The 16,922-nt window shown below is 63.9% G+C and carries 23 protein-coding genes; 15 read left to right on the top strand and 8 right to left on the bottom strand.

The window, feature by feature from the left end:
- Position 1: 1 nt before the first annotated feature.
- Together EN862_RS15220 and EN862_RS15215 are read right to left on the bottom strand one after the other, a co-directional pair.
- Complete coding sequence (locus EN862_RS15220) at positions 2-1,018, bottom strand: zinc-dependent alcohol dehydrogenase family protein (protein ID WP_127865120.1); 1,017 nt, start codon at positions 1,016-1,018, stop codon at positions 2-4.
- 27 nt (positions 1,019-1,045) lie between these two features.
- Positions 1,046-1,441 carry a cupin domain-containing protein gene (locus tag EN862_RS15215; RefSeq protein ID WP_127865119.1) on the bottom strand — a complete coding sequence of 132 codons (396 nt, stop codon included), beginning with the start codon at positions 1,439-1,441 and terminating at the stop codon, positions 1,046-1,048.
- A 202-nt stretch (positions 1,442-1,643) separates the two neighbouring features.
- Between EN862_RS15215 and EN862_RS15210 the strand changes: the two genes are divergently transcribed.
- Positions 1,644-2,537: a LysR family transcriptional regulator gene (locus EN862_RS15210; protein ID WP_127865118.1), complete on the top strand. Its 894-nt coding sequence runs from the start codon at positions 1,644-1,646 to the stop codon at positions 2,535-2,537.
- A gap of 11 nt (positions 2,538-2,548) precedes the next feature.
- Here the strand turns inward: EN862_RS15210 and EN862_RS15205 are convergent, their stop codons facing one another.
- Positions 2,549-2,881 (bottom strand): hypothetical protein, encoded by a 333-nt coding sequence (locus EN862_RS15205; protein ID WP_127865117.1) that lies wholly within the window; start codon positions 2,879-2,881, stop codon positions 2,549-2,551.
- A 301-nt stretch (positions 2,882-3,182) separates the two neighbouring features.
- Here EN862_RS15205 and EN862_RS15200 point away from each other — a divergent pair, with 301 nt between their 5' ends.
- Both EN862_RS15200 and EN862_RS15195 read left to right on the top strand, forming a co-directional pair.
- Complete coding sequence (locus EN862_RS15200; protein WP_126061615.1) at positions 3,183-3,476, top strand: GYD domain-containing protein; 294 nt, start codon at positions 3,183-3,185, stop codon at positions 3,474-3,476.
- 244 nt (positions 3,477-3,720) lie between these two features.
- Positions 3,721-3,921 (top strand): hypothetical protein, encoded by a 201-nt coding sequence (locus EN862_RS15195; protein ID WP_127865116.1) that lies wholly within the window; start codon positions 3,721-3,723, stop codon positions 3,919-3,921.
- Positions 3,922-3,961: 40 nt separating this feature from the next.
- On the opposite strand, the gene EN862_RS15190 is transcribed toward EN862_RS15195, so the two are convergent.
- Entirely contained in the window at positions 3,962-4,246 is a 285-nt protein-coding gene (locus tag EN862_RS15190; protein WP_127865115.1) for a hypothetical protein, read from the bottom strand.
- Entirely contained in the window at positions 4,227-4,733 is a 507-nt protein-coding gene (locus EN862_RS15185) for a DUF768 domain-containing protein (protein ID WP_127865114.1), read from the bottom strand. The genes EN862_RS15190 and EN862_RS15185 overlap by 20 nt, the downstream gene beginning before the upstream one ends.
- A 37-nt stretch (positions 4,734-4,770) precedes the next feature.
- Here EN862_RS15185 and EN862_RS15180 point away from each other — a divergent pair, with 37 nt between their 5' ends.
- The 11 genes from EN862_RS15180 (at position 4,771) to EN862_RS15130 (ending at position 13,778) form a co-directional block, all read left to right on the top strand.
- Positions 4,771-6,111: a phospholipase D-like domain-containing protein gene (locus EN862_RS15180; RefSeq protein WP_127865113.1), complete on the top strand. Its 1,341-nt coding sequence runs from the start codon at positions 4,771-4,773 to the stop codon at positions 6,109-6,111.
- Between the two features lie 175 nt (positions 6,112-6,286).
- Positions 6,287-6,490, top strand: a complete 204-nt coding sequence (locus tag EN862_RS15175; RefSeq protein ID WP_245519587.1) for a hypothetical protein — start codon at positions 6,287-6,289, stop codon at positions 6,488-6,490.
- Between the two features lie 85 nt (positions 6,491-6,575).
- The gene (locus EN862_RS15170; protein WP_127865112.1) at positions 6,576-6,776 is read left to right on the top strand and encodes a hypothetical protein; all 201 of its coding nucleotides are present in this window, start codon (positions 6,576-6,578) and stop codon (positions 6,774-6,776) included.
- An 88-nt stretch (positions 6,777-6,864) separates the two neighbouring features.
- Positions 6,865-7,092 (top strand): hypothetical protein, encoded by a 228-nt coding sequence (locus EN862_RS15165; RefSeq protein WP_127865111.1) that lies wholly within the window; start codon positions 6,865-6,867, stop codon positions 7,090-7,092.
- 198 nt (positions 7,093-7,290) lie between these two features.
- Positions 7,291-7,593, top strand: a complete 303-nt coding sequence (locus tag EN862_RS15160; RefSeq protein WP_127865110.1) for a DUF982 domain-containing protein — start codon at positions 7,291-7,293, stop codon at positions 7,591-7,593.
- Positions 7,594-7,620: 27 nt separating this feature from the next.
- Entirely contained in the window at positions 7,621-7,908 is a 288-nt protein-coding gene (locus EN862_RS15155) for a DUF982 domain-containing protein (RefSeq protein WP_127865109.1), read from the top strand.
- A gap of 153 nt (positions 7,909-8,061) precedes the next feature.
- A complete protein-coding gene (locus EN862_RS15150) occupies positions 8,062-9,060 on the top strand; it encodes a L,D-transpeptidase (protein ID WP_127865108.1) in 999 nt (332 codons plus the stop codon).
- A 142-nt stretch (positions 9,061-9,202) separates the two neighbouring features.
- Positions 9,203-11,641 (top strand): FAD-dependent oxidoreductase, encoded by a 2,439-nt coding sequence (locus tag EN862_RS15145; protein ID WP_127865107.1) that lies wholly within the window; start codon positions 9,203-9,205, stop codon positions 11,639-11,641.
- A gap of 4 nt (positions 11,642-11,645) precedes the next feature.
- Positions 11,646-12,755: a mandelate racemase/muconate lactonizing enzyme family protein gene (locus EN862_RS15140; RefSeq protein WP_127865106.1), complete on the top strand. Its 1,110-nt coding sequence runs from the start codon at positions 11,646-11,648 to the stop codon at positions 12,753-12,755.
- A gap of 198 nt (positions 12,756-12,953) precedes the next feature.
- Positions 12,954-13,277, top strand: coding sequence for a DUF2934 domain-containing protein (locus EN862_RS15135; protein WP_127865105.1), 324 nt, complete (start codon positions 12,954-12,956; stop codon positions 13,275-13,277).
- 216 nt (positions 13,278-13,493) lie between these two features.
- The gene (locus EN862_RS15130; RefSeq protein ID WP_127865104.1) at positions 13,494-13,778 is read left to right on the top strand and encodes a PRC-barrel domain containing protein; all 285 of its coding nucleotides are present in this window, start codon (positions 13,494-13,496) and stop codon (positions 13,776-13,778) included.
- Between the two features lie 246 nt (positions 13,779-14,024).
- Here EN862_RS15130 and EN862_RS15125 read toward each other — a convergent pair whose 3' ends face one another.
- Complete coding sequence (locus EN862_RS15125) at positions 14,025-15,218, bottom strand: MFS transporter (RefSeq protein WP_245519586.1); 1,194 nt, start codon at positions 15,216-15,218, stop codon at positions 14,025-14,027.
- 46 nt (positions 15,219-15,264) lie between these two features.
- Here EN862_RS15125 and EN862_RS15120 point away from each other — a divergent pair, with 46 nt between their 5' ends.
- Entirely contained in the window at positions 15,265-15,783 is a 519-nt protein-coding gene (locus tag EN862_RS15120; protein WP_127865102.1) for a GNAT family N-acetyltransferase, read from the top strand.
- Between the two features lie 13 nt (positions 15,784-15,796).
- Here the strand turns inward: EN862_RS15120 and arsC are convergent, their stop codons facing one another.
- Both arsC and EN862_RS15110 read right to left on the bottom strand, forming a co-directional pair.
- A complete protein-coding gene (gene arsC, locus EN862_RS15115; protein WP_127865101.1) occupies positions 15,797-16,219 on the bottom strand; it encodes an arsenate reductase (glutaredoxin) in 423 nt (140 codons plus the stop codon).
- The gene (locus tag EN862_RS15110; RefSeq protein WP_127865100.1) at positions 16,216-16,914 is read right to left on the bottom strand and encodes an MIP/aquaporin family protein; all 699 of its coding nucleotides are present in this window, start codon (positions 16,912-16,914) and stop codon (positions 16,216-16,218) included. The genes arsC and EN862_RS15110 overlap by 4 nt, the downstream gene beginning before the upstream one ends.
- Positions 16,915-16,922 lie beyond the last annotated feature (8 nt).

Below are 16,922 nucleotides of genomic sequence, written 5' to 3'. Positions count from 1 at the left end.
CCTAGACCTCGAGCATGACCTTGACGGCGCGGCGCTCGTCCATCGCGCGATAGCCTTCGGCGACCTCGGCCAGCGGCAGCTTGAGGTCAAAAACCTTGCCGGGCTTGATCCTGCCTTGGAGCACGCGGTCCATCAGGTCGGGCAGGAAGCGGCGCACCGGCGCCGGGCCGCCCAGCATGCGCTTCTGGCCGAAGAACAGTTTCTGGCCGTCGAGGCTCACACCATGCGGTACGCCGACATAGCCGATGGTGCCTCCGGGGCGCGAGCAGGCCAGCGCCTGGTCGAAGGATTCGGCCGTGCCGACGCATTCCAGCACCGAGTCCGCGCCGACGCCGCCTGTGAGGTCCTTGATGCGCGCAATGCCTTCCTCGCCGCGTTCGGCCACGATGTCGGTCGCGCCGAATTCGCGGGCAAGCTTTTGGCGGCTCGCATGGCGGCTCATGGCAATGATGCGTTCGGCGCCCATCTCCTTGGCTGCGAGCACGCCCATCAGGCCGACGGCGCCATCGCCGACAACGACCACCGTCGATCCTTCGCGGACCTCGGCCGCATCCGCCGCGTACCAGCCGGTGCCGAGCACGTCCGACACGGCCAGCAAGTCAGGGACAAGCTCGGCCGGCGGAACCTCGGAGGTCGCAACCAGCGTGCCGTCCGCCAGCGGCACTCGGGCATAGGGCGCCTGGGCGCCGCTCATGAACTCGCGCTGCTCGCAGGAGGACTGGAAGCCGAAGCGGCAATGCGGGCAGGTGTTGTCGGAGAGGCAGAAGGAGCCGACGACGAATTGGCCGGGGCGGACATTGCGCACCTCTGCGCCCACCTCGACGACGATGCCGCAATATTCGTGACCCATATGCATCGGCCCGTCGACCGGCTGCAGCCCGCGATAGGGCCACAGATCCGAGCCGCAGATGCAGCTTGCCGAGAGCGTTATGATCGCGTCGGTCGGGCGCAGGATTTTCGGATCGGCGACTTCCTCGCAGCGGATGTCGCCGGGCTCGTGAAGAACGGTTGCGAGCATTTTGCTGTCCTTTCGTTTCCGAGAAGGTCAGGCGCCGTAGTCGGCGTCGCTGACATGTTCCAGCCAGTCCACCACCTTGCCGTCCTTGACCTCCTGGAGGGCGATGTGGGTCATGGCGGTTTCGGGGGACGCGCCGTGCCAGTGTTTTTCGCCAGGCGCGAACCAGACGACGTCGCCGGGCCGGATCTCCTCGACCGGACCGCCCTCGCGCTGAACGCGGCCGAGCCCGGAGACGACGATCAGAGTCTGTCCCAGCGGATGCGTGTGCCATGCCGTGCGGGCGGCGGGCTCGAAAGTGACCTGGGCGCCTTGGACGCGCGCGGCGTCGAAGGGATTGAAGAGCGGGTCGATCCGCACCGTGCCGGTGAACCAGTCCGAAGGCCCCTTGCCGGAAGGTCTCGTGCCTGCGCGAAGAATGTCCATGGTGATCTCCCTTGCGTCCTCAGACGCGTTCTATGTGAAGCTGCCCGCCGTCAGACCCTCCAGTCATCCGCTGGTGGTTATATAAATCACCGACACTATCCGGATTAGCCGTTGCAATCTGCATGGAGTTATTCATTTCTGATATGAATCGACGAGCGGCGGCCACGAACCGCCAGAACTTGAACGAGCGGCCGAGATTGCCATGCAACGCGAGGATCTGAAGGATTTACTGTGGTTCCTGACCGTCGCCAGGGAGCGCAGCTTCACCAGGGCGGCGGCCGAGCTCGGCACATCGCAATCGACGCTCAGCCAAACCATCAAGCGATTGGAGGCGCGACTCGGCGTGCGGCTGCTGACCCGCACGACGCGCAGCGTGGCGCCGACGGAAGCGGGCGAGCGGCTCTACCAGTCGCTACTCCCGCGTTTCGAAGGCATCGAGGCCGACCTTTCGAGCCTCGTGGCTTTTCGTGACAAGCCCTCCGGCACTGTGCGCATCACACTATCCGATCATGCGCTGCAAATGATCGTTTGGCCGAAGCTGCAGCCGATGCTGCGCGACTATCCCGACCTCAACGTCGAGCTCTACAGCGACAACGGCATGCGCAACATCGTCGAGGAGCGCTTCGACGCCGGCGTACGGCTCGGCGAAAGCGTCGATAAGGACATGATCGCGGTGCGCATCTGCCCGGACTGGCGGCTGGTGGCCGTCGCCTCGCCGGATTACTTTTTGCGTCGCCCAGTCCCCAAGACACCGCAGGACCTAGTCGGACACGAATGTATCTGCCTGCGACAGGCGAAGTTCGGCGGCCTCTATGCCTGGGAATTCGAAAAGAAGGGCCGCGAGCTGAGGGTTCGCGTGGACGGCCAGCTTACCTTCAACACGACCATCCCCATGGTCGACGCCGCGCTCGCCGGCTACGGCATCGCCTACGTCCCGGAAGACCTCGTCAGCCAGCACTTGGCCGAGGGCCGGCTCAAGCTCGTGCTCGACGACTGGAGCCTGCCCTTCCCGGGCTACCACCTCTATTACCCGAGCCGGCGCCAGCTCTCGCCGGCCATGGCGGTGATCGTAGAGGCGCTTCGGCACCGGGGCTGACGAGCTCGTGGTCAGCGCGGAAGCAGCCGCGAAACCTTGAGCCGCGGCGCGAAGAAGCAGCGCAGATAGGGCTGGTTGGTGATGACGTATCTGTTCTCGCAGATATGGTATCGGCCGTCGGGCGATTCCTGCACGCGGTCGCGCGGGATGTTGAAGCCGTCGGGCAGATATACATAGCCGCCGTCCGTCCTGGACTGCACCGAGGACTCCGGTATCGGGCGGCAATCCGTGCCACCGCAGCATTTGAAGTTCGTTACCGGATCGACCTTGTTCTGGTACCAGTCATGGGCGTCGACGCCTGTCGAGGCGGCAAGGCATATCGCGGTGACAACAACCCTTCGCATGGCATTCCTCGACGAGGCGGAGGCGCTGCTCATTGGAGCGTCATGTATATAGCCTTGCGCCGGAAATGCCATTGACCGGCGAAGGTCCGGAACGCGAGGCCTGGCCCTTGTGGACCGCGATGGGGTGAGGTCGGATCCGCAGATGAGGGCCCATCTGCCCGAAACAGCCTGTCCCGGCCGCGCCGACGATCACGCCGATATATTAGCAACTGCTTCTTCATAAGGTGGGCACGTGTTATTGTGGTTCCGGGAACGGCGGACGCGCCGTGAGCGCCCGCGTTTCCCTTGTGGGAGGAAACCAATGGCTCACTACGTATTGCTGTCGAATTTCACCGACCAGGGTATCAGGACCATAAAGGACACCCAGAAGCGTGCCGAGGCTTTCAAGGAGATGGCCAGCAAAAGCGGGGTCAAGATCCACACCTTGTTGTGGACTCTGGGCAAGCATGATGTCGTGGCGGTTGCCGAAGCGGAGGACGACATTGCCGCGACCGCGCTGGGCCTATCAATCGCATCGATGGGCAACATCAGAACCGAGACCCTGAGGGCGTTCGATACGGCGGATATGGCCAAGATACTGGCAAGGATGGCCTGACCGTTACCTTACCAACGCACGTGGCGGATCGAAGCTTGCGCCGGGCCGGGTGCCCGGCGCAGGCCGGCGACGAATTCGACTTCACCGATCGCGGAGCAGCTCGGTGTGCAGCTCTTCGAGCGCGACGCTGTCGGTGCGGCTCACCCCTGTCGGCGAGCCCGATGCAGAGGCCCCGGGTGACGCGTGGCCTCAGGAAACCTTCCTTCGGCTCGGCGGTTGATACCGATCCGAGAGAGGGACATCCATGCCGAGACGAAATGGAGAGACGGCCAGACACACCAAGCGGCCGCGCTCGCGTCCGCTGAAGGGCGAAGAGACGGAAGTGAAGCACGTCGTCGAGACGCAGGGGCTGTCACCTGCGCAGGCGCGGGAACTTGTGCGGCGCTACGGCAACGATTGGCGCAAGATCGAGGAGGCCGCCAGAACCTACAAGAGCGACGACTAGCCGCCGGCCTGAAGCCATCGCCATTGCCGGTTGCCAGGTCTCAACCTGAGCGCATCACGCCAGGCTCACCGGCCTCGTCCGTCTCACCGGGTCGCTGTGCTTCCGACACCAGATCCTGGAATTCGATGGTCGTCACCAGATAGCCGGCCTCATCGTAGATCTTGGTCACCCAGGATGTCGGGTCCGACCCCGCGGCAATGCCGTCGAGCATGGCTTCCTTCGCAGCCCGTTTGGCCTCGGCTTTCGCGGTTTCGAGATTTTCCATCTCGAGTTGGATCGGCGGCTGCGCCGTGGATTCGAGAAACTCAAAGCGGAATTTCGGCATTCGGCTCTCCGTTTCCAGCAGCGGGCGGCGCAGGCGCAATTGATCCATGATCATCGCCGCTGCCGTCGCGTTGTTCCTCCAGCACGGTCTCAGCGATGTATTCCTTGAGGTCGCCCACTTCCTCACTGATCTCGTCAGGCTCTATGCCTTGGCTTTCGGCGTCGGCGATACATTGGTCGGCCAATTCGGCGGCGACTATCTCGGCCGGCATCGAGACCCGAGGTTCGGCCTTATGCTCATTGATCCATTCCTCCACGAAATGCGCCGTCTTGTTCACGAGCATGTCGGCCTCCGGCGAGGCTTCGGCTACGGGCTGTTCCAGCTTGATATCATGCAAGAGCATCCTCGAATGATCTTCTTCAACGCCAATCGGTCGCAAAGGATGCAGCGCTCGGTTGATGGAGAGCGGTGGGCCGGGGATCGGCTGACGAAGCGCCGGTCGGAGCCTGCGCAGGCCCAGCCGGGAACCTGAATCGCGGTCGATCATTCTTGCTGTTGGGAGAAACTGACCGCAGGCGAAAGACGTGAAGGCTCAGGGCTTTAGAGCGCTGCTGGCCAGCAAGACACTCGCTGCCGGGCGCAAGGCCGGCTATTGGCTCGACATCCTCAAATATGTCGCCGTGGCCGTCGCCGCCGCGATTGTCACGCTGGCCGCGCTAAACCTGACCCCGGAGCCGCGTGTCATCCGCACGATCGTTCCGCACCGTTTCGAGGCGGCGGATCCGCAATTCGTGCAAAGCATGAGCAGCTATTCGCAAGGGCAGATCTCCGGGCAGAACGCCGTGCAAACCCTCGTCAACGGCGACGACATTTTTCCTGCGATGCTGCAAGCGATCGGCACGGCCCGAACCAGCATCGACATGGAAACCTACATTTATTGGTCGGGCTCGGTCGGCTATCAGTTCGCCACGGCCCTGGCCGCGAAAGCCCGCGAAGGCGTCGAGGTCCGAGTGCTGGTCGATTGGCTCGGCAGCCTGCCCTTCGACGAGAACCTCATTCACATCATGACGGGCGCCGGTGTGCGGTTCCAGCGCTACCGGCCCGTCTACTGGTATACGCTGGACCGGGTGAACAATCGGACCCACCGCAAACTGCTCATCGTGGACGGGCGCGTTGCGTTCACAGGCGGGGTCGGCATCGCCGACAACTGGCTGGGCGATGCGCGCAATCCGAACGAGTGGCGTGACACCCATTATCGGATTGAAGGGCCTTCGGTAGCCGCGTTCCAGGCCGCCTTCGCCGAGAACTGGCTGGAGACAGTAGGCGAAACACTGCAAGGAGAGAAGTTCTATCCGCCACCCGAACCCGCAGGCGCGCTTAGCACCCAGTTGGTCCTTTCATCGCAACCGAACGGCTCCGAGAACATGGAGTTGATGATGCTGGCTGCCATCGCCGCGGCCAAGGATCATCTGCGTATCGGCATGGCCTATTTCGTGCCGGACGAAATCGCGCTGCAGCAGATACTCGACGCCAGGAAGAGAGGCGTGGCCGTCGACGTCATCGTGCCCAATTCGCTGACCGATGTGCCCATCGTGCGAAAGGGCTCGCGCCACTTCTGGGGAGAACTGCTCGAAGCGGGCGTGCGCATCTACGAGTTTCAGCCGACGATGTATCACCCCAAACTGCTCATCGTTGACGACGTCTGGGCGAGCTTCGGCTCCACCAACCTGGACGAGCGCTCGTTGCGCCTGAATGACGAAGCCAGCCTCAACGTGTACGGCAGGGATTTTGCGCAGACGCAGATCGACTTGTTCAACGAGGACCTGAAACGGTCGAGGCAGATCAGCCTGGCGGAGTGGCAGGCGCGCCCGCTGACCGAGAAAGTCACCGATTGGCTCGCGAGCAAGCTGCACACGCAGCTTTAGGCTCGGCACGAAGACTTTCGTGATGCCGATTCACCTGGGTTAGAGCGGATCATCTACAAACGTGCAGGATGGAGGTGCCAGATTGTTGGGGTGGTACGCCCGTTCGGCGTCTTCATGTGACGAACCTGTCCACCGTCCGGTCATGCTTTGGGCTCAAGGCACGAGGGAGGAGGCAATGCCGACTACGAGACTGTCGAAAGGCGCGTTCCTGCCGGACGAGGTGACCTTTCTTGGCCGCGTCCTTGAAGTTAGCGCCGGCGCCGACGAAACCGCGGAGCAGCGCGAGCGGCGGGCAGCGCGCATCATCGCGAACTACATTGCGGGGATTACCGACGAGCGGGAACTGGCCGAGCTGTCGCGAAGACCGCTGGGCAGATAACGCGCGGCGTGGCGGCCAGGCTAAGCAAGACCGTGATGAAACTTTCGACCGTCTTTCCAGTTCGGTTGGCAGGAGGATCCTTGATATGACTGAACCCGGCGAAGGCAGTTCCCATGGCCGAATTGACGACAATCAGCTTGTCATTCTGCTGAAGCAAAAAACCGGCATCTCCGATGCGCAAGCCAGGAGGCTGATAAAGGCCATCGGACGCGACCGCCCCTCGCTCCTGCGAGAAGCCCGGATCATAAGGGCGCGTGTTCAAACGTCCACGTCAGGGCGCGTGTGAACGGCGGAGTGCGGCGCTGGACAAGGCCGCGGCTCGTCCAAATCCGCCGGCTTGCACGGGCGGGCCGTTTGCGTGATGCTGAACGGTGATGACCACCCAGTATCTGGATCACAAACTGGAGTGTCCGTTTTGCGGTGTCATCCGTTTGAACATTCCAGCCGATGCCCAACCCACAACACCGATCCATTGCGCCGAGTGCGGTGCGTATCTCGGCACGTGGGATGAGCTTCAAACCGACTTCGAGCAGCAAGGCGGCACGGACGGCGTTTTCCGGCTGGACAAGGGGCGTATCCAAAAGCTCAATTCCAGTCGGTGAGAAGGCCGCGGCCGGCGGCTCGGATGCCGGCTGATCGACTGCTCGGCGCGCCGAACATTGGGCCTGAGAAATGGAGCACGAGAGCATCGCCAAGTCCTTGACGCTTCAAACCCTTAAACCCATATCGAAGTCGGGCGCAGACCGCCGCGGTCCCCGCCCCTATCAAACTCAAATTGTTCGTTCGACTTGGAGGATCTTATGAACGATCGGATGTTCGACAGCCCTGTTTTCGTCAAGAGCGGAAACAGCCTCATCCAGGAAATCGCTTGCCTCGAGGATGCCCTGGAATTCCTCTATGAATGGCCCAAGAACCGGCGCGGGCCGATCTATGAAACGGCGCTGCGCGCCTGCCAGCGGGCTTTCGACAGCGGCTTTCCGCTGACGGCCGCCAAAGAGGCATTTTGCGGTTTCGCGAAATCCGCCAGAATCCATGAAGACGTGAGCACCACCCTGCCCTGGATGATCGGCAAAGGCCGCAAGGGCGGCGGGCTGACCGCCTAGCATCGCCGCGGATAGATGGAGTATGCAATGTTCGCCAAACCGTTCGAAAAACCAATCCGGGTCTGGGTGGGACTGGGATTTCCGCGTCAGTTGAACACCGTCTTGGACGCCTATCAATTCGCCATCGACTGGTGCGGCAATAGCCCCGAGCAGAAGGCGGCCATCCGTGCCTGCAGGGCCGCGCTCGCCGGGGATGTTGATGCGGAAACTGCGAGGGGCGTTTTCGTCGCCTTTGCGCGCAAGAAGGACATCCTCATCGAGGATGGCGCCATTCCCCTCGCCGTCCTTGAAAGTGCTCACCCAAAACATGCCTGATGTAAGTGAGGCGGCGGCCAGCGCCGCCTCATTCGCTCTCGGCCGCGATCGCCGGTAGCGAAGCACGATCTTCACGTTGCCCCTGGATAGGAACCAGATCGGGGCTGCCGCGTCATATAGGCAGGTCCTTGTCGCGGTTCCGGAGTGACGTCGATGGTCAGGTTCCTTGTTGTCGTCGCGGTGGCGCTCTGCATTGCGTGCGGCGTCACGCAGGCGGGGAGGCTGGAACCCGACGCCGTCAATCAAGCGCAATTCAGCGAGGCCGAACCCAAAGGCGTCAGCCCCATGCTGCTCAAGGCGCAGGTACTTCTGGATCGCGCCCGCTTCTCGCCCGGCCTGATCGACGGCCGCGCGTCGCAGAACTTCGCCAAGGCGGTCGCGGCCTTCCAAGCGGCAAACGGACTGCCCTCCGACGGCAAGCTCACGCGGGAAACCTGGGACAGGCTCGCGGCAACGTTCTCCGGTCCAGTGATGACGAGTTACGAGACAACCGCGAAGGATGTGCGCGGCCCCTTCACCAGGCGCATCCCCACCCGCATGGAGAGCATGGCGCATCTCAAGCGCCTCGACTACCGTAACCCGCGCGAGAAGCTGGCCGAGCGGTTCCATATCAGCGAACAATTGCTGGGAATGCTCAATCCCAAAGCCGGGTTCAACAAGGCCGGCACGACCCTGGTCGTGCCCGATGTCGGCCGCGGCGATCCGCCTTCACAGATAGCCAGCGTCGAGGTCGACAAGGCATCGCGCCAGGTGCGCGCCCTAGATGCGTCGGGCAAGGCGATTGCCGTCTATCCGGCCTCGATCGGCAGCGAGGAGAAACCGGCGCCGAGCGGCGCGGCCGAGGTAAAGCGCGTGGTGCACAATCCGACCTATCACTACAATCCGAAATTCGCCTTCAAGGGGGTGAAGACCAGGCATCCCTTCACCATCGCCAAGGGGCCCAACAATCCCGTCGGATCGGTATGGATCGACCTCTCGATCGAGAGCTACGGCATCCACGGCACGCCCGACCCGGGCAAGATCGGCACCACCTTCTCGCATGGCTGCATCCGGATGACCAACTGGGACGCCGAAGACCTTGCCGCTATGGTCAAGCCGGGAACGAAGGTCGACTTCAAGGACGAGACAGCGCAGGATGGGCAAGCCCAGTGACTGCCGCTCGCGGCCCGGCCCTCAGGCCGCTGCATAAATCCAGCTTATCGTAACCCCCAATTTTTGAAGACGTTACAGCGCCAATCACCGCCTGTAGCTTCGATCGCGGTCTTTCTCAGCTCGGTCGAAAATTGGTGGTTTGATGCAGACACATGCGCGGGTGGTGATCGTCGGCGGCGGGTGCGTCGGTGCGGGAATTCTCTACGGGCTGGCCAAGCGCGGCTGGACCGACGTGGCGCTGCTGGAGCGCACGCAGCTGACCGCCGGCTCGACCTGGCACGCGGCGGGGCTGATCCCGTCCTATGCCCGCAACATCAATGTCGGGCGGATGATCAACAAGACGATCGAGATCTATGAGGGGCTGGAGGCCGAGACCGGGCAGCCGGTCGGCTGGCACAAATGCGGGCAGCTGCGCATCGCCAATTCGCGGGACCGGCTCGACGAGTTCAAGAGCTATATGAGCGTCGCCGAGGTGCAAGGCATGCGGGCGCAATTGCTGACGCCCGACGAGGCGCGAAAGCTCTGGCCGCTGCTCGACAACAAGGAGATGCTCTGCGCGCTCTATCATCCCGATGACGGCCACATCGCGCCGGCGGACGTGACGCATGCCATGGCGAAGGGCGCGCGGGATATCGGCGCCAAGGTCTATCTCAACACCGAGGTCACCGGCTTCAGGCGGACGCCGGGCGGCGAGTGGCTGGTCGAGACCAACCAGGGCAGCATCACCTGCGAGCATGTGATTTGCGCCACCGGCAATTACGCGCGCCAGACCGGCGCGTTGCTCGGCCTCGATATCCCGGCGATCCCGATCCTGCATCAGTACTGGATCACCGAAGCGGTGCCGGAGGTGGTGGAGCGCAAGCGCTCGGGCCGGCCCGAAATGCCGATCCTGCGCGATGAAGGGTTTGAGGGGTATCTGCGCGAGGAAGGCGATGGGCTGATGTTCGGGCCTTACGAGCGCACCGAGCATCTGAAGCTGTTCGCCGAGGACGGCGTTCCCGCCTGGTTCGGCGCCGATCTGCTCGAGGAAGATTTCGAGGCGGTGTCGTGGAACTGGGAGCAGGCCTTGCGGCTGGTGCCGGCGCTCGGGCGCGTCGGCATCAAGGCCAATGTGCGCGGACCGTTCCAGATGACGGCCGACGAGCTGCCCTTGATGGGACCGGCCTGGGGTCTGCCCAATGTCTGGCTCGCCGAAGGCGTGCCGGGCGGTATCCTGTGGGGCGGCACGATCGGCTACTACCTGTCGGAGCGGATCGTCGAGGGCTCAAACAGTATCGACACGTCCGATCTCGACCCGCGCCGCTTCGGCGACTACGCCAACAAGGAATGGACGCGCCAGAAGGTGCGCGAGGCGTGGGGCACGCATGCCGAGCAGAAATATCCCGGACAGGACATGCCCGCGGCGCGGCCGCAGAAGACCGCGCCTTCCTATGACAGGCTGACGGAGCTGGGTGCGGTCTGGGGCGTGCTCAATGGCTGGGAGATGCCGAACTGGTTCGCGCGCGACGGGGTCGAGGCCAAGGACCAGTATAGCTGGCGCTGGACGCCCAAGGGCAATCTCGTCGGCGAGGAAGTGCTGGCGGTGCGCAACGCCGTCGGCCTGGTCGAGATGACGCCGATGACCAAGTTCGAGGTGTCGGGACGCGGCGCGGCCGCCTGGCTGGACAGGGTCATCGCCAACCGCTTGCCTTCGGTCGGCAAGGTGACGCTGGCGCATCATCTGACGGCCAATGGCGGCGTGCAGGCCGAATATATGGTGGCGCGGCTTGGCGAAGAGTCGTTCTACCTGATCTCGACGCCGCGCGCCGAGCGCTGGAATTTCGACGACCTGTCGAGGCTGCTTCCCGCCGACGGCAGCGTGAGCCTGAAGAACGTCACCAACGACCGCGGCTGTTTCACGGTCGTCGGACCGAACGCGCGGGCAGTGTTGCAGCCGCTGACCGAGATCGATCTCTCCAACGAAAGCTTCCCGTGGTTCGGCGTTAAGACCGGTAGCGTGGCTCTCGCCAGCGACGTTCGGCTGCTGCGCGTCAACTATGAGGGCGAGCTCGGCTGGGAGCTGTACCACCCCCTGCCCTACCAGCGGCAGTTGCTCGACGCGATCCTGAGGGAAGGCGAGAAGCACGGCATGCGGCTGATCGGGTTGCATGCGCTGGAGTCGCTCAGGCTCGAGAAATCCTATCGCGCCATGTATCGCGACATGAATCCCGAGCTCAACGCGCTGGAGAGCGGATTGGAGCGCTTTATCCGCCTCGACAAGGGCGATTTCGTCGGGCGCGACGCGGTTCTGAAATACAAGGAGCGCAGCGACCAGCGGCGATCCGTGACGCTCAGGATCGACACTGACGGCGCCAGCACGCTTGCCAATGAGGGGCTCTACAGCGACGGCAAGCTGGTCGGGCGCATCACGTCGGGCGGTTATGGCTATACGCTCGGGCACGACGTGGCGCTGGCGCTGCTGCCCGAGCGTTTTGCCAAGCCGGGCACGAAGCTCGACGTCGCGATCCTCGGTGACTGGAAAGTCGCCGAGGTGGTCGCGGATTCGCCTTACGATCCGACCTCGGCCAGGGCGCGGATGTAGCCGTATGCGCATCGACCGGATCAACGTCTATTCGGCGCAGCTGCCGGTCAAGAACGGCGTCTACCGCATGGCCAGCGCCGATGTGGAGGCGCTGGACTCCACACTTGTCGAGATCGTCACCGAAGACGGCTTGGCCGGCTGGGGCGAGACCTGCCCGATCGGCCCGGTCTACCAGCCGCATCATGCGCTGGGCGCCCGGGCGGCCATCGCCGAAATCGCGCCGGGGCTGATCGGCGCAGAGATAGCTTCAATCAGGCTGCTCGCCAGGCAGATGGACGAGCGGCTCAACGGTCACGGCTACGCCAAGGCCGCCTTCGACATGGCCTTCCTCGACCTGCTCGGCCAGAAACTCGGCGTGCCGGTCTCGACGCTCTTGGGCGGCGCGCTGACCGATCGCGTGCCGGCCTATTATTCGCTGATCGTCGGGCAGCCGGACGAGACGGCGAGGATCGCCGCCGACAAGGTGAAGGCTGGCTATCCCCGCCTGCAGGTGAAGATCGGCGGGCGCAATCTGGAAGAGGACGTCGCGGTCGTCCACAAGGTCTGGGAAGCGGTCCGCTACAAGGCGCGGATCGCGGTCGACGGCAACCGTGGCCTGACGGTGGCCGCCGCGATCCATCTCGACCGGCTCTGCCAGGCGATTCCCTTCGTCTTCGAGCAGCCCTGCAACACGATGGACGAGATCGCGACGCTGAAAGGCCGCGTCACGCACCCGGTCTATCTCGACGAGAGCACCGAGGACCAGAACGCGGTGCTGCGGGCAATCTCGCTCGGTATCGCCGACGGCTTCGGCTTCAAGGTGACACGCCTCGGCGGCCTCACCAGGATGACGACGGTTCGCGACCTTTGCGCCATCCGCTCGCTGCCGCATAGCTGCGACGACGCCTGGGGCGGCGACATCATCGCGGCTGCCTGCGTGCATCTGGCCGCGACGGTAGAGCCGCGCCGCATGGAAGGCGCCTGGATCGCGCAGGAATACATCAAGGGCCATTTCGACCAGAAGCACCCGGTCGTCATCAAGCAAGGCCACATCGCCGTGCCGCAACGGCCGGGGCTGGGCGTGAAGCCGGAGCCCGGCATATTCGGCAAACCGATGGCGATATACGGACCCTGAGCGGAAAGCGGCGCGGCCAGGTTCACGGTTCGGATCGGAATGGCCGCGGGTATAGCCAATAATTTTCAGCGCCGTCCCCCATTCCGTCTCGGCTCCGCCGAGCCACCTCTCCCCACTCCGGAAGGAGAGGAAATAGTCAACGACGCGGATCGTTCCGCCCTGTCCCGCGTTCTTGTGGCACGCAACGGAGGAACGGCGATGGACGACGATCGGACCGAGAAGATCAGGCAGCGGGCGTATGAGATCTTTCAACGCGAGGGCGGTATCCTCGGCAATCATGAGCGGCACTGGCAACAGGCCGAATTGGAGATCGACCGCGAGGCGGCGCTGCCGCTGACGGCAGACGACGCGCTGCCCGAAACGCGCGAGATCGACAGCGCGGATGTGCTGACGGTAGAGGCGCTTGCCATGCGCACCGGCATTTCGGGCGACGAGGCGCGGGAGCTGCTCGACCGGTTGGGCAACGATCGCGCGGCGATCGAGCAAGCGGCGCGGAGCTTGCAGGCCAAGCGGCGCAGTTGACGAGCCGGCAACCAGCCTACCTGCGCTCCAGGGTCAGCACGACAGGCACGCCACAGGCACGTCCCACGCTGCCTGGCCGGCATCGTCGTCCGGATGATGTCGGATCTGGGCGGGAACCGCGCAATAAGGCTGGCCATCACAGAGCCCCTGCCGCAATTCGGACGGAACCCCAGGCCGCATCGGTGGTTTCTTCCTGTACACCACAGGAGATGCGCCATGGACCACACCAGCCACGTAAGACTGACCAACGCCGAACTCACGCCGGACATCCTCGAAGGCGCCACCATCTACGGGCCCGACGATGAAAAGATCGGCTCGGTCGACCATCTGCACGGCAGCCAGGTCGTCATCGATGTCGGCGGCTTTCTCGGCATCGGCACCAAGCCGGTGGCCGTCATCGCCAGCCAGCTCGATTTCATGCGCGACGAGGACGGCGACGTGCATGCCGTCACCAGCTGGACGAAGGACCAGTTGAAGGCGATGCCGGAGCATCGCGACTGACGCGTTGCGGTTGTGAACGAATGAAGAAAAACGGGCCGGTGTTGTCGGCCTGTTTTTTTGCGCGCGGCAATCTGGATCATCAGCCTGACGAGCTTCAACGCTGATTCCGTTGAGCCGGTTCACGCAAATCTCGCCTGCGTGAGATCGTTCATGTCCGCGTCACAAGGTTCTATTGTACCTGCATCGCTCGGCGGCCTGCATCTGGCCGCCGTGCTCAACGAAATGCTGGAGGCGGAGCAGCCCCGGTCAGCGGCGCACGGCCACGACGAGACAGGCGCAGAGCGCCACATTGACGGTCGCGGTCAATGCGAGGGTCGTCAGGACAAGATTGCCGCCGCCGATGCCCAGAAGCAGCGCTCCAATCGAGGGCGCCGCCGCCTGGATCACGAGGCTCGGGGTTGCGAGCTTGCCCATCAGAACGGCGTATTGCTGCGGATCGAACAGCACCAGCGGCAGCGCGCCGCGCGCGATCGTGTGGATGCCGTTGCCCGCGCCGTAAAGGATCAAAGCGAGGGCAATGAAGGTCTGGCTGGCCAGGAGCAGCCAAATCCCGGCCGCGAGCAGCGATACGGATGCCAGCATCGTCCAGATCGGATGATGCCGATTGCGGCCGATCAGCAGCTCGGCCACGCGCGCGCCGACCTGTGACGGGCCGACCAGGGCGCCAAGACCGACTGCCGCCGCCAGGCCGACGCCGCGCAATTGCAGCAGCGTCAGCAGGTGGACGGAGAGCGTGGATGCGATCATCGCGGCCAATGTCAGGATGGAGGCGAGCAGAATGAAGCGTGCCCGCGTCCTGCCCGTGGCGGATGCCTCTTTCGACTTCCCCGTCACCGGGGCGGGCGCCGCGGGTGGAGGCGGCGGTATCACCCAGAGGTGGAGCGGCAGGCAGATCGCCAGATGGATCGCGGCATAGGAAAGGCAGGCGATGCGCCATCCGCCATGCTCGACAAGGTAGGCGCTAAGCGGCCAGCAGACGGTGCTGGCGAAACCACCGAACAGCGTCAGGTTGGTGATGGCGCCGCGCGCGCTTCCTCCGTAGAGCCGCCCCAGCGTGGCGAAGCCGGCATCGTAGAGACTGCTCGACATGCCCAGGCCCATCAGCAGCCAGGCAAACAGGTAAAGGGGATAGACAGTTGCCGTCGCCAGGAGCGAATGCGCGGCCGCCAGCAGCAGCGAGCCGGCGGCGAGCACCGGACGGCCGCCGTGACGCTGGATCAGCCGCCCGGTGACGGGGGATACAAGCCCGGCAAGCAGCAGCCCGCAGGACAGCCCGGCAACGACCGAGCCGAGCGGCCAACCGGTGTCTTTTGCAATCGGCGCGGCAAGGACCGCGGGCAGATAGTACGACGATCCCCAGGCGAGGATCTGCGTGATTCCGAGGGCCGTGACGAGAACATGACGGTTGCGCTGGACGGGCGCAGGCGCTTCGGCCTTCACGGATTGCTCAAAGCCCATTATCAATCGAGCCTCGAAGGGGGAGCAAATGCGTATCGCGGTAATCGACCAGGCCGAAGCGACGGCGCAGATCGACGCCCTCGCCGGGCTGTTGATGCAGAGCATAGAGGATGGCGCGCTCGTCGGCTTCGTGCTGCCGTTCGATGCCGAGCAGGCCCGGTCCTATTGGCAAGGCATCTTCCCCTCGCAGGTGGCCGGGGAACGCCTTCTCATCTGCGCCTATCTCGAGGACAATCTCGTCGGCACCGTCCAGCTCTATCTGTCGCCGGAACCGAATGCGCTGCACCGGGCGGAGGTTTACATGCTGCTCGTGCATCGAGATTTCCGGCGGCAAGGCATCGGTTCCGCGCTCATGGCATCCCTGGAAGACGAGGCAAGGAAAAGAAAACGCTCGCTTCTCCTTCTCGACACCGCCGAGGGCGGAGCAAGCGAGCGGCTCTATCGGCGCATGAATTGGCGGCAAGTCGGCGTCGTGCCGCATCATTCCGTCGACCCGTTCGGCAAACCAAGGGCGTCCATCTATTTCATGAAGCATCTGGCGCCCTAAGCACGGAAAACCGCTACGCACTTTTCCCGGGATTGCTCGAATAGGCGACCTGCTCGCCGTCCTCCTTGATAAACTCCCGCACCGGATTGTCGAGCAGCGGCAGCACCGCTTCCGATGGCCGGCACAGTCTTGTCCCTTTCGGTGTCTCGACGATCGGCCGGTTGATCAGGATCGGATGAGCGAGCATGAAATCGATCAGCTTCTCGTCGCTCCATTTCGGGTCGGCGAGACCGAGCTCGGCGTAGGGTGTTCCCTTCTCCCGCAGCAACTGGCGGGGTGTGATCCGCATCGCCGCGATCAGTTCGAGCAGCCGCTCGCGGCTCGGCGGCGTCTTCAGATATTCGATCACCACGGGCTCCTCGCCGCTGGCGCGGATCATGGCGAGCGTGTTGCGCGAGGTGCCGCAAGCGGGATTGTGGTAGATCGTGACCGTCATGGTTTTGCTTTCAAGAGATGGGATTGCTGAACGGTTTCGGGCTTGAGGAGCCAGCCCATCAGCGCAAGCGCGATCAGGGCGCCGAGCAGCTCGGCGACGATGAAGCCCGGCAGATCGACCGGCCTGATGCCGGAGAAGCTGTTGGTGAGCGAGCGCGCCACGGCGACAGCGGGATTGGCGAAGGAAGTGGATGCCGTGAACCAATAGGCCGCCGTGATGTAGAGCCCGACCAGCCACGGCACGGCCCGCCGCTCGAAGCGCATGCCGGCGAGAATCACGGCGACAAGGCCGAATGCCGCGATGCATTCGGAGAACCATTGCGCCGGGCCGGTCCGCGGCTTCGTCGCGATCTCCAGAACCGGCAGGGCGAACATGAGATGCGCCGCGACCGTGCCGGCGATGCCGCCGATAAACTGCGCGGCGACATAGGCAAGGAGATCGCGGGCGGGCAGCGACCGGTTGAGACAGAACACCAGCGACACGGCGGGATTGAAATGCGCGCCGGAGATCGGCCCGAGGATGGTGATCAACACCACCAGCATGGCGCCGGTCGCGAGCGTGTTGCCGAGCAGCGCCAGCGCCGTGTCATGCGTCAGCGTCTCGGCCATGATGCCGGAACCGACGACAGTCGCCACCAGCAGACCAGTGCCCAGGGCTTCCGCGACGAACCGGCGCGAGAGATCGAAAGCGTTCATCGGTTGGC

The sequence above is a fragment of the Mesorhizobium sp. M2E.F.Ca.ET.219.01.1.1 genome, from assembly GCF_004016445.2.
Lineage (GTDB): Bacteria > Pseudomonadota > Alphaproteobacteria > Rhizobiales > Rhizobiaceae > Mesorhizobium.
This window is presented reverse-complemented; position numbering and strand designations above follow the sequence as displayed.

Bases quoted from the DNA above. Each gene is read 5' to 3' on its own strand.
- EN862_RS15165 (WP_127865111.1), top strand. From the start codon at position 6,865: ATGACCACCCAGTATCTGGATCACAAACTGGAGTGTCCGTTTTGCGGT.
- EN862_RS15205 (WP_127865117.1), bottom strand. From the start codon at position 2,881: ATGCGAAGGGTTGTTGTCACCGCGATATGCCTTGCCGCCTCGACAGGC.
- EN862_RS15185 (WP_127865114.1), bottom strand. From the start codon at position 4,733: ATGATCGACCGCGATTCAGGTTCCCGGCTGGGCCTGCGCAGGCTCCGA.
- EN862_RS15145 (WP_127865107.1), top strand. From the start codon at position 9,203: ATGCAGACACATGCGCGGGTGGTGATCGTCGGCGGCGGGTGCGTCGGT.
- EN862_RS15220 (WP_127865120.1), bottom strand. From the start codon at position 1,018: ATGCTCGCAACCGTTCTTCACGAGCCCGGCGACATCCGCTGCGAGGAA.
- EN862_RS15210 (WP_127865118.1), top strand. From the start codon at position 1,644: ATGCAACGCGAGGATCTGAAGGATTTACTGTGGTTCCTGACCGTCGCC.
- EN862_RS15140 (WP_127865106.1), top strand. From the start codon at position 11,646: ATGCGCATCGACCGGATCAACGTCTATTCGGCGCAGCTGCCGGTCAAG.
- EN862_RS15135 (WP_127865105.1), top strand. From the start codon at position 12,954: ATGGACGACGATCGGACCGAGAAGATCAGGCAGCGGGCGTATGAGATC.
- EN862_RS15150 (WP_127865108.1), top strand. From the start codon at position 8,062: ATGGTCAGGTTCCTTGTTGTCGTCGCGGTGGCGCTCTGCATTGCGTGC.
- EN862_RS15190 (WP_127865115.1), bottom strand. From the start codon at position 4,246: ATGCCGAAATTCCGCTTTGAGTTTCTCGAATCCACGGCGCAGCCGCCG.
- EN862_RS15155 (WP_127865109.1), top strand. From the start codon at position 7,621: ATGTTCGCCAAACCGTTCGAAAAACCAATCCGGGTCTGGGTGGGACTG.
- EN862_RS15160 (WP_127865110.1), top strand. From the start codon at position 7,291: ATGAACGATCGGATGTTCGACAGCCCTGTTTTCGTCAAGAGCGGAAAC.
- arsC (WP_127865101.1), bottom strand. From the start codon at position 16,219: ATGACGGTCACGATCTACCACAATCCCGCTTGCGGCACCTCGCGCAAC.
- EN862_RS15200 (WP_126061615.1), top strand. From the start codon at position 3,183: ATGGCTCACTACGTATTGCTGTCGAATTTCACCGACCAGGGTATCAGG.
- EN862_RS15175 (WP_245519587.1), top strand. From the start codon at position 6,287: ATGCCGACTACGAGACTGTCGAAAGGCGCGTTCCTGCCGGACGAGGTG.
- EN862_RS15110 (WP_127865100.1), bottom strand. From the start codon at position 16,914: ATGAACGCTTTCGATCTCTCGCGCCGGTTCGTCGCGGAAGCCCTGGGC.
- EN862_RS15170 (WP_127865112.1), top strand. From the start codon at position 6,576: ATGACTGAACCCGGCGAAGGCAGTTCCCATGGCCGAATTGACGACAAT.
- EN862_RS15215 (WP_127865119.1), bottom strand. From the start codon at position 1,441: ATGGACATTCTTCGCGCAGGCACGAGACCTTCCGGCAAGGGGCCTTCG.
- EN862_RS15195 (WP_127865116.1), top strand. From the start codon at position 3,721: ATGCCGAGACGAAATGGAGAGACGGCCAGACACACCAAGCGGCCGCGC.
- EN862_RS15130 (WP_127865104.1), top strand. From the start codon at position 13,494: ATGGACCACACCAGCCACGTAAGACTGACCAACGCCGAACTCACGCCG.
- EN862_RS15120 (WP_127865102.1), top strand. From the start codon at position 15,265: ATGCGTATCGCGGTAATCGACCAGGCCGAAGCGACGGCGCAGATCGAC.